The organism is Caldimonas brevitalea (assembly GCF_001017435.1).
In the GTDB taxonomy this organism is placed as follows: domain Bacteria; phylum Pseudomonadota; class Gammaproteobacteria; order Burkholderiales; family Burkholderiaceae_C; genus Caldimonas; species Caldimonas brevitalea.
On record NZ_CP011371.1, the window covers coordinates 3808348 to 3827495 of the forward strand.

General features: G+C 66.6%; 21 protein-coding genes, 1 tRNA gene and 1 other RNA gene. 8 read left to right on the plus strand and 15 right to left on the minus strand.

Features of this window, described 5'->3' with window-relative positions:
• Positions 1–30: 30 nt before the first annotated feature.
• The 10 genes from AAW51_RS16095 to AAW51_RS16140 all read right to left on the minus strand — a co-directional run bounded on the left by AAW51_RS16095 (position 31) and on the right by AAW51_RS16140 (position 7049).
• Positions 31–105, minus strand: a tRNA-Val gene (locus AAW51_RS16095).
• A 72-nt stretch (positions 106–177) separates the two neighbouring features.
• Positions 178–885 carry a DNA polymerase III subunit epsilon gene (gene dnaQ, locus AAW51_RS16100; protein WP_047195407.1) on the minus strand — a complete coding sequence of 236 codons (708 nt, stop codon included), beginning with the start codon at positions 883–885 and terminating at the stop codon, positions 178–180.
• Between the two features lie 39 nt (positions 886–924).
• On the minus strand, positions 925–1263 hold the full coding sequence (gene fdx, locus AAW51_RS16105; protein WP_047195408.1) for an ISC system 2Fe-2S type ferredoxin: 339 nt from the start codon (positions 1261–1263) through the stop codon (positions 925–927).
• Between the two features lie 30 nt (positions 1264–1293).
• Positions 1294–3150, minus strand: a complete 1857-nt coding sequence (gene hscA / locus AAW51_RS16110) for a Fe-S protein assembly chaperone HscA (protein ID WP_047195409.1) — start codon at positions 3148–3150, stop codon at positions 1294–1296.
• Between the two features lie 48 nt (positions 3151–3198).
• Positions 3199–3717, minus strand: coding sequence for a Fe-S protein assembly co-chaperone HscB (hscB, locus tag AAW51_RS16115; protein ID WP_047195410.1), 519 nt, complete (start codon positions 3715–3717; stop codon positions 3199–3201).
• A 118-nt stretch (positions 3718–3835) separates the two neighbouring features.
• On the minus strand, positions 3836–4159 hold the full coding sequence (iscA, locus tag AAW51_RS16120; RefSeq protein ID WP_047195411.1) for an iron-sulfur cluster assembly protein IscA: 324 nt from the start codon (positions 4157–4159) through the stop codon (positions 3836–3838).
• A 13-nt stretch (positions 4160–4172) separates the two neighbouring features.
• Positions 4173–4559, minus strand: a complete 387-nt coding sequence (gene iscU, locus AAW51_RS16125) for a Fe-S cluster assembly scaffold IscU (RefSeq protein ID WP_047195412.1) — start codon at positions 4557–4559, stop codon at positions 4173–4175.
• Between the two features lie 21 nt (positions 4560–4580).
• On the minus strand, positions 4581–5801 hold the full coding sequence (locus AAW51_RS16130) for an IscS subfamily cysteine desulfurase (RefSeq protein ID WP_047195413.1): 1221 nt from the start codon (positions 5799–5801) through the stop codon (positions 4581–4583).
• A gap of 62 nt (positions 5802–5863) precedes the next feature.
• Entirely contained in the window at positions 5864–6394 is a 531-nt protein-coding gene (gene iscR, locus AAW51_RS16135; RefSeq protein ID WP_047195414.1) for a Fe-S cluster assembly transcriptional regulator IscR, read from the minus strand.
• Positions 6395–6500: 106 nt separating this feature from the next.
• On the minus strand, positions 6501–7049 hold the full coding sequence (locus AAW51_RS16140; RefSeq protein ID WP_047195415.1) for a low molecular weight protein-tyrosine-phosphatase: 549 nt from the start codon (positions 7047–7049) through the stop codon (positions 6501–6503).
• Between the two features lie 253 nt (positions 7050–7302).
• Here AAW51_RS16140 and AAW51_RS16145 point away from each other — a divergent pair, with 253 nt between their 5' ends.
• Positions 7303–8568, plus strand: coding sequence for an ROK family protein (locus tag AAW51_RS16145; RefSeq protein ID WP_047195416.1), 1266 nt, complete (start codon positions 7303–7305; stop codon positions 8566–8568).
• Positions 8569–8650: 82 nt separating this feature from the next.
• Here AAW51_RS16145 and uvrB read toward each other — a convergent pair whose 3' ends face one another.
• Positions 8651–10738, minus strand: coding sequence for an excinuclease ABC subunit UvrB (gene uvrB, locus AAW51_RS16150; protein WP_047195417.1), 2088 nt, complete (start codon positions 10736–10738; stop codon positions 8651–8653).
• A gap of 113 nt (positions 10739–10851) precedes the next feature.
• Here uvrB and AAW51_RS16155 point away from each other — a divergent pair, with 113 nt between their 5' ends.
• From AAW51_RS16155 to nth, 4 genes are all read left to right on the plus strand, one after another.
• The gene (locus AAW51_RS16155; RefSeq protein WP_047195418.1) at positions 10852–12051 is read left to right on the plus strand and encodes an amino acid aminotransferase; all 1200 of its coding nucleotides are present in this window, start codon (positions 10852–10854) and stop codon (positions 12049–12051) included.
• 243 nt (positions 12052–12294) lie between these two features.
• Positions 12295–13569, plus strand: a complete 1275-nt coding sequence (locus tag AAW51_RS16160) for a polyhydroxyalkanoate depolymerase (RefSeq protein ID WP_047195419.1) — start codon at positions 12295–12297, stop codon at positions 13567–13569.
• A gap of 83 nt (positions 13570–13652) precedes the next feature.
• Positions 13653–14321 (plus strand): electron transport complex subunit RsxB, encoded by a 669-nt coding sequence (gene rsxB / locus AAW51_RS16165; protein WP_047195420.1) that lies wholly within the window; start codon positions 13653–13655, stop codon positions 14319–14321.
• A gap of 31 nt (positions 14322–14352) precedes the next feature.
• Positions 14353–14994: an endonuclease III gene (gene nth / locus AAW51_RS16170; RefSeq protein WP_047195421.1), complete on the plus strand. Its 642-nt coding sequence runs from the start codon at positions 14353–14355 to the stop codon at positions 14992–14994.
• On the opposite strand, the gene AAW51_RS16175 is transcribed toward nth, so the two are convergent.
• The 4 genes from AAW51_RS16175 to cobU all read right to left on the minus strand — a co-directional run bounded on the left by AAW51_RS16175 (position 14966) and on the right by cobU (position 18212).
• Positions 14966–15526, minus strand: a complete 561-nt coding sequence (locus AAW51_RS16175; protein ID WP_047197915.1) for a histidine phosphatase family protein — start codon at positions 15524–15526, stop codon at positions 14966–14968. The two genes, nth and AAW51_RS16175, sit on opposite strands and share 29 nt — an antisense overlap.
• Positions 15514–16311 (minus strand): adenosylcobinamide-GDP ribazoletransferase, encoded by a 798-nt coding sequence (locus AAW51_RS16180; protein ID WP_047195422.1) that lies wholly within the window; start codon positions 16309–16311, stop codon positions 15514–15516. The genes AAW51_RS16175 and AAW51_RS16180 overlap by 13 nt, the downstream gene beginning before the upstream one ends.
• A 244-nt stretch (positions 16312–16555) precedes the next feature.
• The gene (cobT, locus tag AAW51_RS16185; protein ID WP_047195423.1) at positions 16556–17623 is read right to left on the minus strand and encodes a nicotinate-nucleotide--dimethylbenzimidazole phosphoribosyltransferase; all 1068 of its coding nucleotides are present in this window, start codon (positions 17621–17623) and stop codon (positions 16556–16558) included.
• 13 nt (positions 17624–17636) lie between these two features.
• A complete protein-coding gene (cobU, locus tag AAW51_RS16190; RefSeq protein WP_053013644.1) occupies positions 17637–18212 on the minus strand; it encodes a bifunctional adenosylcobinamide kinase/adenosylcobinamide-phosphate guanylyltransferase in 576 nt (191 codons plus the stop codon).
• Positions 18213–18368: 156 nt separating this feature from the next.
• On the opposite strand from cobU, the gene zapB reads away from it, so the two are divergent.
• The 3 genes from zapB (at position 18369) to ssrS (ending at position 19120) form a co-directional block, all read left to right on the plus strand.
• Entirely contained in the window at positions 18369–18596 is a 228-nt protein-coding gene (zapB, locus tag AAW51_RS16195) for a cell division protein ZapB (RefSeq protein WP_047195425.1), read from the plus strand.
• On the plus strand, positions 18593–18913 hold the full coding sequence (locus tag AAW51_RS16200) for a cell division protein ZapA (RefSeq protein ID WP_047195426.1): 321 nt from the start codon (positions 18593–18595) through the stop codon (positions 18911–18913). The genes zapB and AAW51_RS16200 overlap by 4 nt, the downstream gene beginning before the upstream one ends.
• A gap of 27 nt (positions 18914–18940) precedes the next feature.
• Positions 18941–19120: non-coding RNA, 6S RNA (ssrS, locus tag AAW51_RS31485), on the plus strand.
• Positions 19121–19148 lie beyond the last annotated feature (28 nt).

Here is a 19148-nt window from a genome sequence, read left to right on the forward strand (position 1 = left end):
CGCAAGGAGGGTTTCGTCATTCTTCTTTTTTGGTGGGCGGTGCAGGGTTCGAACCTGCGACCCCTGCCGTGTGAAGGCAGTGCTCTACCGCTGAGCTAACCGCCCGAATCGGGTGTCGATCGGGCTTCGGCCACTGCGACCTTCGGTGTGAAGGGCGCTGCAATCGAGAAGCCGCGATTATGACACAAGATTCCGCCAGAGTGTTTTGCCGCTCGAAGATTTGTCGAGCTCGGCCAACACCGATTCATGCGAACCCACCTCCGCTTCAGTGGCGAGCAATACCGGCAACTGGAACTGGCTCAGGTCGACACGCTCGATCACCAGGTCGCCGCTGCCGCCCTCGTCGTCTTCGATGACCAGCGACTCCTGGCCGCGCGTCATCTGGATGTAGACCTCGGCCAACAGCCCCGCGTCGAGCAAGGCGCCGTGCAGCGTGCGGTTGGAGTTGTCGACTTCCAGCCGCTTGCACAACGCGTCCAGCGAGTTGGACTTGCCGGGGAACATCTCGCGCGCCATCAACAGGCTGTCGGTCACCGAGCCGACATGCTCGATGAACTTGGGGCGGCCCAGGCGGCGCAGCTCGGCATCGAGGAAGCCGATGTCGAAACTGGCGTTGTGGATGATGATCTCGGCGCCGGCCAGGTACTCGAGCAGTTCGTCGGCCACCGCGCTGAACAAGGGCTTGTCGGCGAGGAACTCGTCGGTCAGGCCGTGCACCTTGACCGCGTCTTCATGGCTGGACCGCTCAGGGTTCAGGTAGAAGTGCTTGTTCTGGCCGGTCAGGCGCCGGTTGACCATCTCCACACAGCCGATCTCGATGATGCGGTCGCCCGCCTCGGGGCTCAGGCCGGTGGTTTCGGTGTCGAGGAAGATCTGTCGGGTCATGCCACGATTATCGTGAAGCGCTCGGTCCTTGCCGCGCGCTCAGTGGTTCTCTTTGGCGTGGTTGATCGAGTACTTGGGAATCTCGATCGTCACGTTGCGCTGCGCCAGGATGGCTTGGCACGACAAACGCGATTGCGGCTCGAGGCCCCAGGCGCGGTCGAGCATGTCCTCCTCGCCCTCTTCGGGTTCGTTGAGCGAGTCGTAGCCCTCTCGCACCACCACATGGCAGGTGGTGCAGGCGCAGCTCATTTCGCAGGCGTGCTCGATCTTGATGTCGTGGTCGAGCAAGGCCTCGCAGATCGAGGTACCAATGGGCGCCTCGATCTCGGCGCCCTGCGGGGCGTATTCGGGGTGGGGCAGGATCTTGATGATGGGCATGGCGGACTCGGGCCTCTGATACGGGCCGGTTCAGACCTCTTCGACGCTACGGCCGGACAAAGCCTGCCGGATGCTGCGGTTCATGCGTTCGGCCGCAAACGCTTCGGTGCCCTTGGCCAGGCGTTCGATCGCTGCCTCGATCACCGTGTGGTCGTCTTGCTGCATGACCGCGGCGAGTTCTTCGAGCAGTTGGTCGATGCGGTGGTGCTCGGGCGGTGACAGCAGGTCGGCGTCGCGTTCCAGCGCCACCTTGGTGGCGAGCAGCAGGCGCTCGGCTTCCACGCGTGCTTCGCGCAAGGCGCGCAGCTTCATGTCGCTTTCGGCGGTGCTGAAGCCCTCTTGCAGCATGCGGGCAATCTCGTCGTCGCTCAGGCCGTAGCTCGGCTTGACGGTGACCGCCGCTTCGACGCCGGAGCTTTCCTCGCGTGCCGACACGTTCAACAGGCCATCGGCGTCGACCTGGAAGGTGACGCGGATGCGGGCCGCGCCGGCCGCCATCGGCGGGATGCCGCGCAATTCGAAGCGTGCCAGCGAGCGGCAATCGCTGACCAGCTCGCGCTCGCCCTGCACCACGTGCACGGCCATCGCCGTCTGGCCATCCTTGAAGGTGGTGAAGTCTTGCGCACGCGCGGTCGGGATGGTGCTGTTGCGGGGAATGATGCGCTCCACCAGTCCGCCCATGGTCTCGAGACCGAGCGACAGCGGAATCACGTCGAGCAGCAGCAACTCGCCGTTTTCACGGTTGCCGGCGAGGGCGTTGGCCTGCAACGCAGCGCCTAGGGCCACGACCTCGTCGGGGTTCAGGTTGGTCAGCGGCTGTTGTCCGAAGTACTCGCCCACGGCCTGCTGGATGCGCGGCATGCGGGTCGAGCCGCCCACCATCACGACACCCTGCACCTCGGTCTTGTCGACCTTGGCATCGCGCAGCACCTTGCGCACGGCACTCAGTGTGCGGGCCACCAGCGGGGCCGTCAGGGTGTCGAACTGCTCGCGGCTGACCTCCACGTCGAGCGCGCGACCACCGATGCTGCATTGCAGGTGCGCGGTCGCGGCGTCGGTCAGGCTTTCTTTGGCCCGGCGTGCAGCCACCAGCACGGCGCGCTTGTCCTGCGGGCTCGACGCCTGCATGCCGCAGCGCGCCAGCGCCCAGTCGGCCAGCGCGCGGTCGAAATCGTCGCCACCGAGCGCCGAATCGCCGCCGGTGGCCACCACCTCGAACACCCCTTTGGTCAGGCGCAGCAGCGAGATGTCGAAGGTGCCGCCGCCGAGGTCGTAGACGGCGTAAAGGCCTTCGGAGCCGTTCTCGAGCCCGTAGGCGATGGCGGCGGCGGTCGGCTCGTTGATCAACCGCAGCACGTTCAAGCCGGCGAGTTTGGCCGCGTCCTTGGTCGCCTGCCGCTGGCCTTCATCAAAGTACGCGGGCACCGTGATGACGGCGCCGAACAACTCGTCGTCGAACGTGTCTTCCGCGCGAAAGCGCAGCGTGGCGAGGATCTCGGCCGAGACCTCCACCGGCGACTTGACGCCTTCGCGGGTCTCGATCTGCAGCATGCCCGGGGCGTCCACGAACCGATACGGCAGCTTGTCGCGCCCTTCGATGTCGGACAGGGCACGGCCCATGAAGCGCTTCACCGAGACGACGGTGTTCTCGGGATCGTTGGCCTGTTCGGCCAGCGCGTCGAAGCCGATCTGGCGCCGGCCCTCGCCGAGATAGCGCACCGCCGACGGCAGGATGGCCCTGCCCTGGTCGTCCGGCAGGCACTCCGCCAAACCATGGCGCACGGCCGCCACCAGCGAATGTGTGGTGCCAAGGTCGATGCCGACCGCGATGCGGCGCTGGTGGGGGTCGGGCGACTGGCCCGGCTCGGAGATCTGTAGCAATGCCATGGTGTTGGGACAGACGGGGACGGTGTCAGGGCGCGCCGCGCCGCTGGCTCAGGACTCGGCGGCTTCCTGCCGCCGTTCGACTTCTTCGGCAAAACGTTCGACGAACATCAGCGCGCGAACTTCAGCGGCCGCCGCGTGCGGGTCCTGTTGCTCGTCGAGCAGGTGCTGCAGCCGGGCCAGCATGTCGCGTCGACGCGCGGCAACGTCCTGGGCCAGCCGGTCGAGCTCGTCGGTGTCGGACGCGTCCTCGAGCGCCTCGCGCCACGCCATCTGCTGGGCCAAAAAGGCCGGCGGCATCGCCGTGTTGCGCTCGGCGTCGATCGGCACGCCGTTCAGCTCACAGAGGTAGGCGGCACGCTTGAGCGGGTCCTTCAGGCGCTGATAGGCTTCGTTGACACGCACCGCCCATTGCATCGCCACACGCTGTGCCGCCGCACCTTGCGCGGCGAACTTGTCCGGGTGCACCTCGCCCTGCAGCGACTTCCAGCGGCTGTCGAGCGTGTCGCGCGCCAGGCCGAACTGCCGTGGCATGGCAAACAACTCGAAATCATCGACATCCAGCTTCATCGGAATCGCCATCTACGCCGGGGCATGGCGCGCTTCGCACGACCGTTCTAGCGCGGCTCGAACCGGAGCCTGCGCGGCGAGCCGAGACGCCGCGCACCGGAGCACACACTCGACCGCATCAGATACGGAACGACTCGCCGCAGCCGCAGCGGTCTTTTTCGTTCGGGTTGTTGAAACGGAAACCTTCGTTCAAACCTTCACGAACGAAATCCAGCTGGGTACCCTCGAGATAGGGCAGGCTCTTGGGATCGATCAGCACCTTCACGCCATGTCCTTCGAACACATGGTCTTCAGGGGCCACGTCGTCGGCATACTCGAGCTTGTAGGCCATGCCGGAGCAGCCGGTGGTCTTGACCCCCAGGCGCACCCCAACCCCCCGCCCGCGTTTGGCGAGGTAGCGCGTCACGTGCCGCGCTGCGGCTTCGGTCAATGTCACAGCCATCGCTCCACCCATCTCAATGCGTCTTTTTGGCCTTGTAGTCCTCGACGGCGGCCTTGATCGCGTCTTCGGCCAGGATCGAGCAATGGATCTTGACCGGCGGCAGCGCCAGTTCCTCGGCGATGTGCGTGTTCTTGATCGTCACCGCCTCGTCCAGCGTCTTGCCCTTGACCCATTCGGTCACCAGCGAGCTGGAGGCGATGGCCGAGCCACAGCCGTAGGTCTTGAAGCGTGCGTCTTCGATCACCCCGGTTTTCGGGTTGACCTTGATCTGCAGCTTCATCACGTCGCCGCACGCCGGCGCGCCGACCATGCCGGTGCCCACCGTGTCGTCGCCTTTTTCAAATGAACCCACATTGCGGGGGTTCTCGTAGTGGTCGATTACCTTGTCGCTATAAGCCATGTCAATCTCCTACTGCTCGGATCAGTGCGCGGTCCATTGGATCGTGCTCAGATCCACGCCGTCCTTGTACATCTCCCACAGGGGAGACAACTCGCGCAGCTTGGCCACGCGGTCCTTCAAGATCGACACCGCGTAGTCGATTTCCTCGGTGGTCGTGAAACGACCGATGGTCATGCGCAGGGACGAGTGCGCGAGTTCGTCGCTGCGGCCGAGCGCCCGCAGCACATAGCTGGGTTCGAGGCTCGCCGACGTGCAGGCCGAGCCCGACGAGACGGCAATGCCCTTGACGCCCATGATCAAGGACTCGCCCTCGACGAAATTGAACGAGATGTTGAGGTTGTGCGGCACCCGGCGCTCGATGTCGCCATTGATGAACACCTGCTCGATGTCTTTCAGGCCGTTCAACAGACGCTGATGCAGCGCGCGGATGCGCTCACCCTCGCTGGCCATCTCTTCCTTGGCGATGCGAAAGGCCTCGCCCATGCCGACGATCTGATGCGTCGGCAAGGTGCCCGAGCGCATCCCGCGCTCGTGCCCGCCGCCATGCATTTGCGCTTCCAGGCGCACACGGGGCTTGCGGCGCACGTACAGCGCGCCGATGCCCTTGGGCCCGTAGGTCTTGTGTGATGCGAGGCTCATCAGGTCGATCGGCAACTTGCTCATGTCGATCTGCACCTTGCCGGTCGCCTGCGCCGCGTCGACATGGAAGATGATGCCGCGCTCGCGGCACAAGGCGCCCAGGGCCGGGATGTCCTGGATCACGCCGATCTCGTTGTTGACGAACATCACCGACGCGAGAATCGTGTCGGGACGCAGTGCCGCCTTGAACTTGTCCAGATCGAGCAGGCCGTTCTCCTGCACGTCGAGGTAGGTGACCTCGAAACCCTGACGCTCCAGCTCACGGCAGGTGTCGAGCACGGCCTTGTGCTCGGTCTTCACCGTCACCAGGTGCTTGCCCTTGGACTTGTAGAAGTGCGCCGCACCTTTCAGCGCGAGGTTGTTGGACTCGGTGGCCCCGGACGTCCAGACGATCTCGCGCGGGTCAGCGCCGATCAGATCTGCCACCTGGCCGCGCGCCTTCTCGACCGCCTCTTCGGCCTCCCAGCCCCACGCATGGCTGCGCGAGGCCGGGTTGCCAAAGTGCTCGCGCAACCACGGGATCATCGCGTCGACGACGCGCGGATCCACGGGCGTGGTGGCGCCGTAGTCCAGGTAGATCGGGAAATGCGGGGTCATGTCCATGATGCTTGCATCGGGAGCCCTCCGGCTCCGGCTGGCTGGAAAGGAACAAAAAGGAAGAACGTTTACTTCGAGAACGCGTTGCCCAGAGCGAACACGGAATTGGGCGCGTTGACCTTGATCGGCTTGACCACCGGCTGACTGGAAATGGCCCGCTTGACCGGTTGCTCCTCGATCGAAATGCCGCGGGCGATCTGGTCTTCGACCAACTTGCGCAGCGTGATCGAATCGAGGTACTCGATCATCTTGGCGTTCAGGCTGGCCCACAGGTCGTGGGTCATGCAGCGCCCCTGGTCGCTCATGCAGTTCTCTTTGCCGCCGCAGCCGGTCGCATCGATCGGCTCGTCGACCGCGACAATGATGTCGGCCACCGTGATTTCCTCGGCCTTGCGCCCGAGCGAATAACCGCCGCCCGGGCCCCGGGTGCTTTCGACCAGCTCGTGACGACGCAGCTTGCCGAACAGTTGTTCGAGATACGACAGCGAGATCTGCTGACGCTGGCTGATCGCAGCCAGCGCCACCGGACCCTGATGCTCGCGCAACGCGAGATCGATCATGGCAGTGACGGCAAAACGACCTTTGGTGGTGAGACGCATGGCAAGCTCCTTAAGCGTTCAGCTAGCTCTGCTGAAAGTGTTAAACCCAAAACAGCTTGTGGTCCGGGCAAACCCTCGGTTGTTTCCCGACTGATTTACTCGAATTCTACCTTAAGCCTAGTTTTTTAGTCAAGTTTTCCCGGTGGACTTCCTGCTGCTGGAGCCCCTGCTTGACCAGGTGCTCCAACAGGCCGGCGCAGGCGTCCTCGAGGTGATCGAGAACGGCTTCAAAACCTGCCGGCGGGCCGTAATAGGGGTCTGGGACGATCTCCAGGGTGTGATGGCGGGCGAACTCCATCAGACGGCGCAGCTTGTGGCGATACGCCGGCGGACAGAGGGCCTGCAAAGCCGCCAGGTTTTCCCGGTCCATCGCGAGCAGGAGATCGAAACGTGCAAAGTCTTCGGGAACGACTTGCCGGGCACGCAAGTCGCACAACTCGTAGCCCCGGCGCCGGGCGTGATCCTGGGCACGGGGATCGGGCGGTTCTCCGATGTGGTAGTGGTGGGTACCCGCAGAGTCGATCAGCAAGCGCGATGCCAGACCTGCACGCTCCGCAAGCCCCCGAAAAACGCCTTCGGCGCTCGGCGACCTGCAGATGTTGCCCATGCAAATGAACAAAATGCGGGCGAAAGGCTGCAAGGCAAGAGGCGGCATTCCGGGAGTCTAGGGCCTTGTGGGCCGCACCGACACAGGGGAGCGGCAGAAGTTGCCGCCGACTCTCCCTGTTGCTCGCGCCCGCGCCGGGCCAGCGCGGTCTTCGCGGCGCGCATTGCGCACCGTCTGCGTCTCGCCGCCGCCCCAATGCAGGCGCTCCAAGCCCCGCCGCCCGATCACCCGCGTCTCCGAAGTGGCAGTCGGCCATTTGGTGCGCCGGCATAATCCCCGCCTTTCGAGGCCTCACTGCACCATGTCCATCACCGGCGACCATCGGCTCTTGAAGCGGCTCAACCGTATGGCCGTGGTGCGTCGGGTGCGGCAGGCGCCGGGCAGCTCACGCGCAGACCTGGCGAATGCGACAGGTCTGACGAAATCGACCATCAGCTTGCTCACGCAGGAACTGATCGACGAAGGCTGGCTGGTCGAGCTTGAAATCGAGTCGCCCGGCCTGCAGGCGCGCAGCACCGGGCGTCCGCCCACACCGCTGACGCTCGACGAGCACCGGCTGGCCTTCATCGGCGTCGACATCGGCCTCGGTTCGGCGACGGTGGTGGCGACCAACCTGGTCGGCAAGGTCCTGACGGAGCACACCGCGCGGCTCGACACCACGGCCCCCGAGCAGGTCTGTCGCGAGGTAGCGACCTTGATCGAGGCGCGCCTGGCCAGCGAGGCATTGCGCCAACGCACCACGGTGGGGATCGGCATCGGTGTGCCGGGCGCCGTCGACGAACGCACCGGGGTGCTGCGTTTTGCCCCCAACATCGGCTGGAAGGACGTTGCGTTGCGCGACCTGTTGCGCGCGGCGCTCGCGGCGGGCCCTGCGGCCGGCCTGCCCCTCTACCTGCAGAACGACGCCGACGTGGCCGCGCTGGGCGAGTTCGAGTTCGGCGACCCCCAGGTGTTGGAACCGCTGGTGTTCCTCGGCCTCGGGACAGGCGTGGGTGCGGGCATCGTCGTGAACGACCGATTGCTCACCGGCTGGGGTGGCTTCGCCGGCGAAGTGGGCCACACGGTGCTGGACGCCGCGGGCCCGTTGTGCAGTTGCGGCCGGCGCGGCTGCGCCGAGGCCTTCATCGGGCTCGCGGCCGTGACGCAGGCCGTGCTCGGCACCGACCAGCTGCCGCGCACGCGCGATCCTTCGGCGCTGCTACAAAGTCTGCCGCCGGCCGCCTTCGACGCCGATCGGGCCCACCGCGACCCCGCCTTGCGTGCCGCGCTGGACCGCGCCGGCCAGCACCTGGGGCTGTTGATGCAGAACCTGTGGGCCGCCTTCGATCCGGCGGTCATTGTGCTGGGTGGGCCGACCTGCGAACTGGGGGACAGCTTGCTCGGCCCGGCGCGCGAACGGCTCGAGCGTTATGCGCAGGAAGCCGGCCTGCAGCCGCCGACGGTCCGGCAGGCCCGCTTCGGCCGTCTCGCCCACGCCGTGGGCGCCGCCGCTGCCGTGATCCACTACCAGGTGCGCCCGCTCTCGGACGCCGCGATGCGCGGCAGTGCCGTGGCCGAACCGGCCTGAGGCCGGCCGCACCGCCTGAAAGGGCTCGCACCGCACCGCGCAGCACAGGCTGCCCAACCAGCGCTGCCGACCGCCACCAGCGTCAACCGATCGGAACGATCTTGTCGTCGCCGGCGGCGCCGAAGGCCTGCTCCTTCAGCAGAGCCAATTGGTCGCGCACCCGCGCCGCCTTCTCGAACTCCAGGTTGCGGGCGTGTTCGAGCATCTGCTTCTCGAGCTGCTTGATGCGCTTGCCCAGGTCTTTCTCCGACAAGGCCTCGACCTTGGCCGCTTCTTCCGCCGCCTTCAGGCCCTGGCGGGATTCCTGCGCGGAGAACACGCCGTCGATCAATTCCTTGACGTGTTTGGTGACCGTGCGCGGTGTGATGCCCTGCGCCTGGTTGTGCTCGAGCTGCTTGGCACGTCGGCGCTCGGTCTCGCCAATGGCGCGCCGCATCGAGTCGGTCATTTTGTCGGCGTACAGGATGGCTTTGCCGTTGACGTTGCGCGCGGCGCGCCCGATGGTCTGGATCAACGAGCGTTCGGCGCGCAGGAAACCTTCCTTGTCGGCATCGAGGATGGCCACCAGCGACACCTCCGGGATGTCCAGCCCCTCGCGCAGCAGGTTGATGCCCACCAGCACATCGAAGGTGCCCAGGCGCAGGTCGCGCAGGATCTCGACCCGTTCGACGGTGTCGACGTCCGAGTGCAGGTAGCGCACCTTCACGCCGTTGTCGGACAGGTAGTCGGTCAGCTGCTCGGCCATGCGCTTGGTAAGCGTGGTGATCAGCACCCGCTCGTTGACCTCGACCCGCTCGCGGATCTCCTGCAGCACGTCGTCGACCTGGTGCGTCGCGGGCCGCACCTCGACCACCGGGTCAACCAGGCCGGTCGGCCGCACCACCTGCTCCACCACCTGGCCGGCGGTACGCTTTTCATAGTCGGCCGGGGTCGCCGTGACGAACATCACCTGCCGCATCTTGCGTTCGAACTCCTCGAACTTCAGCGGCCGGTTGTCGAGGGCACTCGGCAGCCTGAAGCCATACTCCACCAGCGTCGTCTTGCGGGCCCGGTCGCCGTTGTACATGCCGCCGAGCTGGCCGATCAACACATGGCTCTCGTCGAGGAACATCAGCGCGTCGGGCGGCAGATAGTCCACCAATGTCGACGGCGGCTCGCCCGGCTTCGAGCCCGACACATGCCGGGTGTAGTTCTCGATGCCCTTGCAATGGCCGATTTCCTGCAGCATCTCGAGGTCGAAACGGGTGCGCTGTTCGAGGCGTTGCGCTTCGACCAGCTTGCCGGCCTTGACCAGTTCGTCGAGCCGGGTACGCAACTCCTCCTTGATGCCTTCGATGGCCGACAGCACCCGCTCGCGTGGCGTGACGTAATGGCTGCTCGGATAGACCGTGAAGCGCGGGATCTTCTGCCGCACGCGGCCGGTGAGCGGGTCGAACAGCTGCAGCGACTCGATCTCGTCGTCGAACAGCTCGATGCGGATGGCCAGCTCGGAGTGCTCGGCCGGGAACACGTCGATCGTGTCGCCGCGCACCCGGAACGTGCCGCGCGCGAAATCGATCTCGTTGCGCTTGTATTGCATGCGGATCAGCTGGGCGATCACGTCGCGCTGACCCACCTTGTCGCCCACCCGCATCGTCATCACCATCTGGTGGTAGTCGCTCGGGTTGCCGATGCCGTAGATGGCGGAGACCGTGGCGACGATCACCACGTCGCGGCGCTCCAGCAGGCTCTTGGTGGCCGACAGCCGCATCTGCTCGATGTGTTCGTTGATCGAGCTGTCCTTCTCGATGTAGAGGTCGCGCTGCGGGACGTAGGCTTCCGGCTGGTAGTAGTCGTAGTAGCTGACGAAATACTCGACGGCGTTGCGCGGGAAGAACTCGCGGAACTCGCTGTAGAGCTGCGCAGCCAGGGTCTTGTTGGGCGCGAACACGATCGCCGGGCGGCCCAGCCGCGCGATGACGTTGGCCATCGTGAAGGTCTTGCCGGACCCGGTGACGCCCAGCAGCGTCTGGTAGCTCAGGCCGTCCTGCACACCTTCGACCAGCTTGTCGATGGCGACCGGCTGGTCGCCCGCCGGGGGGTACGGCTGGTAAAGCTGGAAGGGCGAACCGGGGAAGTGCACGAACTTGTTGTCGTCCAGCACGGAAACTTCGGTCGGAGTGTCAGCCATGGGATACGGGCAGCGGCCTAAAATGGAGGTTGTTCCTCGCCGTCGGGCGCAGGGGTGCGGTGATCTTAGGCCAAGCCCCTCGCCTGCTCACTTCACTGATTAGGAAAGACCTCATGGCAACGCTCTTTGCCGCTGTCGAAATGGCCCCCCGTGACCCGATCCTCGGGCTCAACGAGCAGTTCAACGCCGACCCGAACCCCAACAAAGTGAACCTCGGTGTGGGCGTGTACTACGACGACAACGGCAAGCTGCCCCTGTTGAAGTGCGTCGCGGCGGCCGAAAAGCAGATGCTCGAAGCGCCCAAGGCGCGCGGCTACCTCCCGATCGACGGCATCGCCGCCTACGACCGTGCAGTGCAGACGCTGGTGTTCGGCGCCGACAGCGCGGCCGTCAAGGACGGCCGCATCGCGACCGTGCAAGGCATCGGCGGCACTGGCGGCCTCAAGATCGGCGCCGACTTCCTGAAGAAGCTGAACCCGAACGCCCAGGTGTTGATCAGCGACCCGAGCTGGGAAAACCACCGCGCGCTGTTCGAGAGCGCCGGTTTCACGGTCGGCACCTACGCCTACTACGACGCGGCCAAGCGCGGCATCAACTTCGACGGCCTGCTGACGTCGCTCAATGCGGCCGCCGCCGGCACGGTGGTGGTGCTGCACGCGTGCTGCCACAACCCGACCGGCTACGACCTGAGCGCCGAGCAGTGGAAGCAGGTGGTCGAGTTGCTGAAAGCCCGATCGCTGGTGCCCTTCCTCGACATGGCCTACCAGGGCTTCGGCGAGGGCATCGCCGAAGACGGCGCGGTGATCGGCCTGTTCCTTGCCTCCGGGCTCGACTTTTTCGTCTCGACCTCGTTCTCCAAGAGCTTCTCGCTCTATGGCGAGCGGGTCGGCGCGCTGAGTGTGGTGGCGCAAAGCAAGGACGACGCCGACCGCGTGCTGAGCCAGCTCAAGCGCGTGATCCGCACCAACTATTCCAACCCGCCGACCCATGGCGCCCAGGTGGTCGCGACGGTGCTGACGACCCCGGAACTGCGCCAGCTGTGGGAGCAGGAGCTGGCCGAGATGCGCGTGCGCATCAAGCAGATGCGCGGCCAGTTGGTCGAGAAGCTGCGCAGCGCCGGCGTCAAGCAGGACATGAGCTTCGTGACCACGCAGAAGGGCATGTTCAGTTATTCAGGTCTGTCCAAAGAACAGATGCAACGTTTGCGCAGCGAATTCGGCGTTTATGGCGTCGACTCCGGCCGCATCTGCGTGGCAGCACTGAACAGCAAGAACATCGACTACGTCACCGCCTGCATCGCAAAAGTCTGCTGATGTCGTCAGCTGTGTGACAAAAAACAGGGGCTTCGGCCCCTGTTTTTTTGGGCAATATGCCCAGATCTGCAAGGTTTTCCGCCGATCTTAGGGGTTTCCTCCGGGCCCACGCTCCGCACACATCTGATTACCGAACTTAGAATGGTGCAGCGCAGCATGCGGACGTGATCGCGCATGGTACTTGCACCACACGCCGCGTAGCCCCGATTTCCGGTGGCGTTCGAATGAACAGAAAGGGCCCCGATGCTGTACCAACTGTATGAAACCCAACGCGCCTTGCTCAGCCCCTTCGCGGAGTTCGCAAGCGCGTCGTCCAAGCTTTACAGCCATCCCCTGTCGCCGTTCACGCACACCCCGGGTGCTGACCGGGTGGCTGCCGGTTTCGATCTCATGCACCGGTTGTCGAAGGAGTATGAAAAGCCTCAGTTCGGCATCACCACGGTGAAGGTCGGCGACCTCGACATCGCGGTGCAAGAGCAGGTGGCGGTCGACAAGCCGTTCTGCCAGCTGCGCCGTTTCAAGCGCTTCACCGACGACGCCGGGCTGTTGACCCGGATGAAGTCGCAACCCACCGTGCTGGTGGTGGCGCCGCTGTCGGGCCACCACGCCACCCTGCTGCGCGACACCGTGAAGGCACTGCTGCGCGACCACAAGGTCTACGTGACCGACTGGGTCGACGCCCGCATGGTCCCGCTCGACGCCGGCCCCTTCCACCTCGACGACTATGTCGAATACGTGCAGGACTTCATCCGCCACATCGGGCCGCACGTGCATGTCATCTCGGTGTGCCAGCCCACCGTCCCGGTATTTGCGGCGATCTCGCTGATGGCCAGCCGTGGCGAGCAAACGCCGCGGACGATGACGATGATGGGCGGGCCGATCGACGCGCGCAAGAGCCCCACGGCGGTGAACAACCTGGCGATGAACAAGAGCTACGAGTGGTTCGAGAACAACGTCATCTACCGTGTGCCGCCGAACTACCCCGGCGCGGGCCGCCGTGTCTACCCCGGCTTCTTGCAGCACACCGGTTTCGTTGCGATGAACCCGGACCGCCACCTCAGCTCGCACTACGACTACTTCCTCGACCTGGTGCGCGGTGACGACGAGAGCGTGGAGGCGCACCGGCGCTTCTACGACGAGTACAACGCGGTGCTGGACATGCCGGCCGAGTACTACCTCGACACCATCAAGACGGTGTTCCAGGACTTCGCGCTTGTCAACGGCACCTGGAAGGTGCGCGGCGAGCTGGTGCGTCCGCAAGACATCAAGACCACCGCCTTGCTGACCATCGAGGGTGAACTCGACGACATCTCGGGCGCCGGGCAGACCCGGGTCGCGCACGAGCTGTGCACGGGCATCCCAAAGGGCGAGCAGCCGCACTACACTGTCGAAGGCGCCGGTCACTACGGCATCTTCTCGGGCAAGCGCTGGCGCGAGAAGGTCTATCCGATGGTGTCCCGGTTCATCGCCCAGCACGAAACCGCCACCGCCGACGCCCGCGCCCTGGCGACGACCTGAGCCGGTCCCAGCCGAGGTTGCCGGTCGGGTGCCGGCAGCCTTTGCTCACCTGGGGCGGTTTTACCCGCCTGCCCTGCTGTTCCATGCTCCCACCCATCGTCACCGCCGAAGCCCTCGACGCCGTGCTGCCGCAAACGCAGTGCACGCGCTGCGGCTACCCCGATTGCCGCGCCTATGCCGAGGCCATGGCTGCCGGCGACGCGGACATCAACCAGTGCCCGCCGGGCGGCGCGGAAGGCGTGAGCCGACTGGCCGAACTCACCGGGCGGGCCCCGCTGCCGCTCGACCCCGCGCGGGGTGCCGAGGGGGAGCGACAGTTGGCGGTCATCGATGAAGACTGGTGTATCGGCTGCACGCTGTGCATCAAGGCCTGCCCGGTCGACTGCATCGTCGGCGCGCCCAAGCAGATGCACAGCGTGGTGGCGAGCCAGTGCACCGGATGCGAGTTGTGTGTGCCGGCCTGCCCGGTCGATTGCATTTCGCTGGTGTCGGTGACCCCCGGGCGCACTGGCTGGCAGGCCTGGAGCCCGCTTCTCGCTTCTCAAGCGCGGGAGCGCTACGCGTTCCGGGGCGAGCGGATCGCCCGCGAGAAGCTCGAGAACGAGGCCCGGCTGGCCGCCAAGGCGCAACACAAGCTCGAGCATCTCGAAGCCGAGACCCGACTCACCGACCCGCAGCAGATCGACCGCAAGCGCGCGCTGATCGAGGCCGCCTTGCAGCGCGCCCGCGAACGCCGCAGCGGCAGCGGCTGAGCCGGCGGCAGTGCCGCTACACTGCGCCGCCATGCGCGCATCCGACATCGAGCCCTTCTTCGCCACACTGAAAGCGGCCAACCCGGAACCGAACACCGAGCTGGAATACACCAGCGTGTTCGAATTGCTGACCGCTGTGCTGCTGTCGGCGCAGGCCACCGATGTGGGTGTCAACAAGGCGACGCGCCGGTTGTTCCCGGTCGCCAACACGCCGCAGAAGATCCTCGCCTTGGGGCATGACCGGCTGTGCGAGTACATCAAGACCATCGGCCTGTACCGCAGCAAGGCCAAGCACCTGCTCGAAACCTGCCGCATTCTGTTGGAACAACACGGCGGCCAGGTCCCGCGTACGCGCGAGGCGCTCGAGGCGCTGCCCGGGGTCGGCCGCAAGACCGCCAATGTCGTGCTCAACGTTGCTTTTGGCGAGCCGACCATGGCGGTCGACACCCACATCTTCCGGGTCAGCAACCGCACCGGCCTGGCACCGGGCAAGAACCCGCTGCAGGTGGAGCTGGCGCTGCTGCGCCGCGTGCCACCGGCCTACCTGGTGGACGCCCACCATTGGCTGATCCTGCACGGCCGCTACGTCTGCGTGGCCCGCAAGCCCTTGTGCTGGAAGTGCCACGTGGCGCGCTATTGCGACTTCACCCCGAAGACGCTGCCGCCCACCTGAACCGCCGCAAGGCGCCGTAGCCCGGCGGTGCCGGCCAGTCCGACGCGCGCTCGGGCACCGGCCGTCCGGCCGACATGAAGGCGAGCGTGTTGATCCAGCCCGCGTGGCCGACGATCAGTAGCGGCGTCGCGTCGCCGTGCTCGCGCAGAAAGGCCTCGCAACGCCCGAACAACTGCCGCAGCGACTCGCCGCCGCCCGGCGTGTGGTCCGCGAAGCGGTCGCACCAGGCCTGCACCTCGTCAGCACCGATGCCGGACCACGAGCGGCCGTCCCAGGCCGCGAAATCGAGTTCGGCCAGGCGCGCGTCACGGCAGTGCTGCCACCCCCAACGGCGCAACCAGGCGCCCACCGCCGCCGCCCGCTGCAAGCGGGAGGTCCAGATGCGACGCGCCCAACCGTGCCGACGTGCGGCCGCTCGCACCCGGTGCGCCAGCCGCTTCGCCTTGCGCGGGTCGACCGGCAGGTCGGTGGAGCCGATGCACCGTCCCGCCGCGCCCCGCGGGCGGGGATGGCGCCAGATCACGCACTCCATCGCCACGTCGCCGCGCACACCAGGTAGACCGCGAGTTCGCACAGTTGCTGTGCCGCGCCCAGGCAATCGCCCGTGTAGCCGCCGAGGCGGCGCTGCAGCCAGAGGGCCCAGCAGAGCGTGACGAGGCCACCGGCGCCGACGGCGGCCAACACCACCGGCAGCGGCAGCCAGCTGCTGCTCGCGCCGGCGGCCGCGGCCGTCCACGCCAGCGCCACGCCCCAGCCGCGCATCGAGACCTGGCGGGCCAGCGGCTTGGCCTTGGCCTGTGCCAGGTCGCCCGCGTAGGCCATCCAGCGGATCAGGCTGACGGCGGCGGTGCGAGAAGCGCTGTGGGCCAGCAACAAGGCCCCGGCCGCCACGGGCCACGGCAGCGCGGCCAGGGTCGCCCACTTCAAGCCCAGCATCATCACCAGCCCGATCGCGCCATAGGCGCCGATGCGCGAGTCCTTCATGATCTCGAGCGCCCGCTCGCGGCTGACCGCGCCGCCCAGGCCGTCGCATACATCGGCCCAGCCGTCTTCGTGGAAGGCCCCGGTGATGAGCAGGGTCGCCGCCATCGACAAGCCCGCCGCAACTGTCGGCGGCCATAGCAGGGCCGCCACGGCGTAGACCGCCGCGGCGTACAGGCCGACCAGCGCACCCACCAGTGGAAAGTGGCGGGCGCTCGCGTGCAGCCAGGCATCGCGGTAGCCCATCCAGCGCAGCCATCGCCCGGGCAATGGCACCCGGGTCAGGAACTGCCAGGCGATCAGCGCCAGTCGCAGTTCGTGTGCGGCGGCCCTCACTGGAGAACCTCCGCGCGATGCACTGCGGTGCGAGCGCCTCCGGGCGGCCGAGCGACGCTCATTCGATAACCTCCGTGCTGCGCACTGCGGTGCGAGCGCCTCCGGGCGGCCGAGCGGCGCTCATTCGGCAACCTCCGTGCTACGCACTGCGGTGCGAGCGCCTCCGGGCGGCCGAGCGGCGCTCATTCGGCAACCTCCGTGCTACGCACTGCGGTGCGAGCGCCTCCGGGCGGCCGAGCGGCGCTCATACCACCGCCGTCCGCTCCGAAACACCGGCCGACTCGAAGCTCGCCATCTCGTCGAGGAGGCGCAAGCTCGAAACGATCAGCGGCCACGCGAGTGCTCCGCCCGAGCCTTCCCCCAAGCGCATCTGCAAGTCGAGCAGTGGCTCGGCCCGCAGGTGCTGCAGCAGCAGGCCGTGGCCTCGCTCGCCCGAACGGTGGGCGAACACGCAGTAGTCGAGCACCGACGGCGCCAGCACCGATGCGACCAGCATTGCCGCGCTCGTGATGAAGCCGTCGACGACGATCAGGCGGCGCTCGTGGGCGGCCTGCAGCGCAGCGCCGACCATCATCGCGATTTCGAAGCCGCCGAACGCCGCGAGCACCTCGAGCGGCGCCCGCGCCGCCTGGTTCGTTTGCAGCGCGCGCCGCAGCACCGCCTGCTTGTGCGCCAAGCCGGCGTCGTCCAGGCCGGTGCCGCGGCCGACACAGTCTTCGATCGGCAGCCCACACAGTCGCGCCATCAGCAGCGACGCACTGGAGGTGTTGCCGATGCCCATCTCGCCCAGCAACACCGCATTGCCAGGCCGCTCACGCACCGTCTCGCCGCCGGCCGCCAACGCAGCCTCGCATTGCGCGACGCTCATCGCCGGGCCGCTGCTCGCGTCCTGGGTCCCGGCAGCGATCTTGCGCAGCTGCAAACCGGGCCGCGGCTCGAAGGTATGGCGCACGCCGGCATCCACCACCGTCAGGGCCAAATCGTGCTGCCGGGCGAGCACGCTGACGGCGGCGCCGCCGGCGAGAAAGTTCTCGACCATCTGCCACGTGACATCGCTCGGATAGGCCGACACCCCTTGCTCGGCCAGCCCGTGGTCGCCAGCGAACACCAGCAGCTGCGGCTGCACCAGTTGCGGCGCTGCCCGGCCTTGTATCAGCCCGATCTGGACCGCCAGGCGCTCCAGTCGGCCGAGCGAGCCCAAAGGTTTTGTTTTGCAGTCGAGCAGATGCTGCAGGCGCGCCGCCAGTGCGTCGTCGGCGACGGCGGCGATGGCGGGCAAGACAAAACGGGAAGAGGCAAAGTGGTCCGTCATGTTCTCTCGTTGTTCAGTGGCTCGGGCCGGCCGCCCACGGCGCCGGCTTGATCGGCATCGCGAGGCCCGCGACCATCAGGGTCACGTGGCTCGCGATGGCGGCGATGTCCTGGTGCAAACGGCCGAGGCTGTCGACCACCTCGCGTGCTTGCGGCCCCATCGGTGTCACGCCCCAGCCGATTTCGTTGGACACCAGCAGCACCTGGCCCTGCACGCCGCGCAAGGCGTCGAGCAAGGCTTGCACGGCGGGCGCCGCCGCATGCGACGGCAGGCCGGGCGGAGGGCACAGCAGCTGGCTCAGCCACAGCGTCAAACAGTCCACCAGCACGCAGCGCCCTCGACCCGATTGCTCCGCCACCACACGGGCCAGTGCGGCGCTCTCCGGTGGCAACTCTACCGTCTGCCAGCGCGCGGGGCGCGTGCGACGGTGATGGGCGATACGCTCGCGCATCTCGTCGTCGCCGGGCCACGCCGTTGCCACATACACCACCTGCGCGCCGTCGCGCTCGCACTGCGCTGCCAGCAGCTCCGCATGACGGCTCTTGCCCGAGCGCGCACCGCCCAGGATCAGATGTACCGACGAGGTCATCGCACTCCTTGAGGATGGAAGCACCGCCCCCATCTGAGCCGCGAGCGTGTCGTCGTAGCGCTGCGCGTTTGCGTTCTATCTGGGGCACCCCTTCCGGGTGGATGCCGCGTGAATTGTAAGAGCGCGTTCTACAATGGCCCAAGAGGATGCCCGCCCATGTCACAGACCGATGAACTCGCGGACCGCGTGGAACGCTTGCTGATGCGCTACGAGGAACTCAAGCGTACGAACGCGCTGCTCGAGCAGCAGCTGGCCAGCGTGACCGCCGAGCGCGACAGCCTGCGCTCCCGGCTCAGCGCGGCACGCCACCGCATCGACGCGCTGCTCGAACGCCTGCCCGAGACGTCCAGCCCCGCGCCCGGCGGCGAAAAGGAGCGCGGATGAAGCAGCTCGAAGTGACCATCATGGGACAGAGCTACATCCTCGCCTGCACCGAGGGTGGCGAAGTGGCGCTGCTGGAAGCGGTGAACCACGTCGACCGCGAGATGTGCGCGATACGCGATGCCGGCAAAGTGAAGGCGCGTGAGCGCATTGCGGTGCTGGCGGCCTTGAACGTGGCTTACGAACTCGCGCAACGGCCTGCGGCCGCTGCGCCCGCGCCGCGCCGCGAAGAAGCGCCGGCCGGCCCCACAAGCACAGATGTGAGCCAGTTGATACGACGTGTCGACGAAGCCCTAGGACAAGACGGGCGACTGATCTGAGCCCCTGCTACGCGCGTAGAATTGCCCATGTCCGTCGCGTTCGCAGGAGTTTTATATTTCCTTGAACCGATGCTCTTTGAGCAAGGGCTTGGAACATCGTCCTGCTGGTGCGATCGTCTCGCGTCAGATGAACCCGAAGCTTGACTGACCTCGCCCACCTGAATCCCCTGGGTTCAGGAATGCGGCTCCTGGTTCGTGGCGGACACCTTCTACCTTCACCGTGGCATCGGCTCCC

Coding starts and splice junctions, on each gene's coding strand:
- zapB (WP_047195425.1), top strand. CDS start 18,369: ATGTCACAGACCGATGAACTCGCGGACCGCGTGGAACGCTTGCTGATG.
- AAW51_RS16175 (WP_047197915.1), bottom strand. CDS start 15,526: ATGGAGTGCGTGATCTGGCGCCATCCCCGCCCGCGGGGCGCGGCGGGA.
- AAW51_RS16145 (WP_047195416.1), top strand. CDS start 7,303: ATGTCCATCACCGGCGACCATCGGCTCTTGAAGCGGCTCAACCGTATG.
- uvrB (WP_047195417.1), bottom strand. CDS start 10,738: ATGGCTGACACTCCGACCGAAGTTTCCGTGCTGGACGACAACAAGTTC.
- AAW51_RS16200 (WP_047195426.1), top strand. CDS start 18,593: ATGAAGCAGCTCGAAGTGACCATCATGGGACAGAGCTACATCCTCGCC.
- cobU (WP_053013644.1), bottom strand. CDS start 18,212: ATGACCTCGTCGGTACATCTGATCCTGGGCGGTGCGCGCTCGGGCAAG.
- iscA (WP_047195411.1), bottom strand. CDS start 4,159: ATGGCTGTGACATTGACCGAAGCCGCAGCGCGGCACGTGACGCGCTAC.
- AAW51_RS16130 (WP_047195413.1), bottom strand. CDS start 5,801: ATGGACATGACCCCGCATTTCCCGATCTACCTGGACTACGGCGCCACC.
- iscR (WP_047195414.1), bottom strand. CDS start 6,394: ATGCGTCTCACCACCAAAGGTCGTTTTGCCGTCACTGCCATGATCGAT.
- dnaQ (WP_047195407.1), bottom strand. CDS start 885: ATGACCCGACAGATCTTCCTCGACACCGAAACCACCGGCCTGAGCCCC.
- nth (WP_047195421.1), top strand. CDS start 14,353: ATGCGCGCATCCGACATCGAGCCCTTCTTCGCCACACTGAAAGCGGCC.
- cobT (WP_047195423.1), bottom strand. CDS start 17,623: ATGACGGACCACTTTGCCTCTTCCCGTTTTGTCTTGCCCGCCATCGCC.
- iscU (WP_047195412.1), bottom strand. CDS start 4,559: ATGGCTTATAGCGACAAGGTAATCGACCACTACGAGAACCCCCGCAAT.
- fdx (WP_047195408.1), bottom strand. CDS start 1,263: ATGCCCATCATCAAGATCCTGCCCCACCCCGAATACGCCCCGCAGGGC.
- hscB (WP_047195410.1), bottom strand. CDS start 3,717: ATGAAGCTGGATGTCGATGATTTCGAGTTGTTTGCCATGCCACGGCAG.
- rsxB (WP_047195420.1), top strand. CDS start 13,653: ATGCTCCCACCCATCGTCACCGCCGAAGCCCTCGACGCCGTGCTGCCG.
- AAW51_RS16155 (WP_047195418.1), top strand. CDS start 10,852: ATGGCAACGCTCTTTGCCGCTGTCGAAATGGCCCCCCGTGACCCGATC.
- AAW51_RS16160 (WP_047195419.1), top strand. CDS start 12,295: ATGCTGTACCAACTGTATGAAACCCAACGCGCCTTGCTCAGCCCCTTC.
- hscA (WP_047195409.1), bottom strand. CDS start 3,150: ATGGCATTGCTACAGATCTCCGAGCCGGGCCAGTCGCCCGACCCCCAC.
- AAW51_RS16140 (WP_047195415.1), bottom strand. CDS start 7,049: ATGCCGCCTCTTGCCTTGCAGCCTTTCGCCCGCATTTTGTTCATTTGC.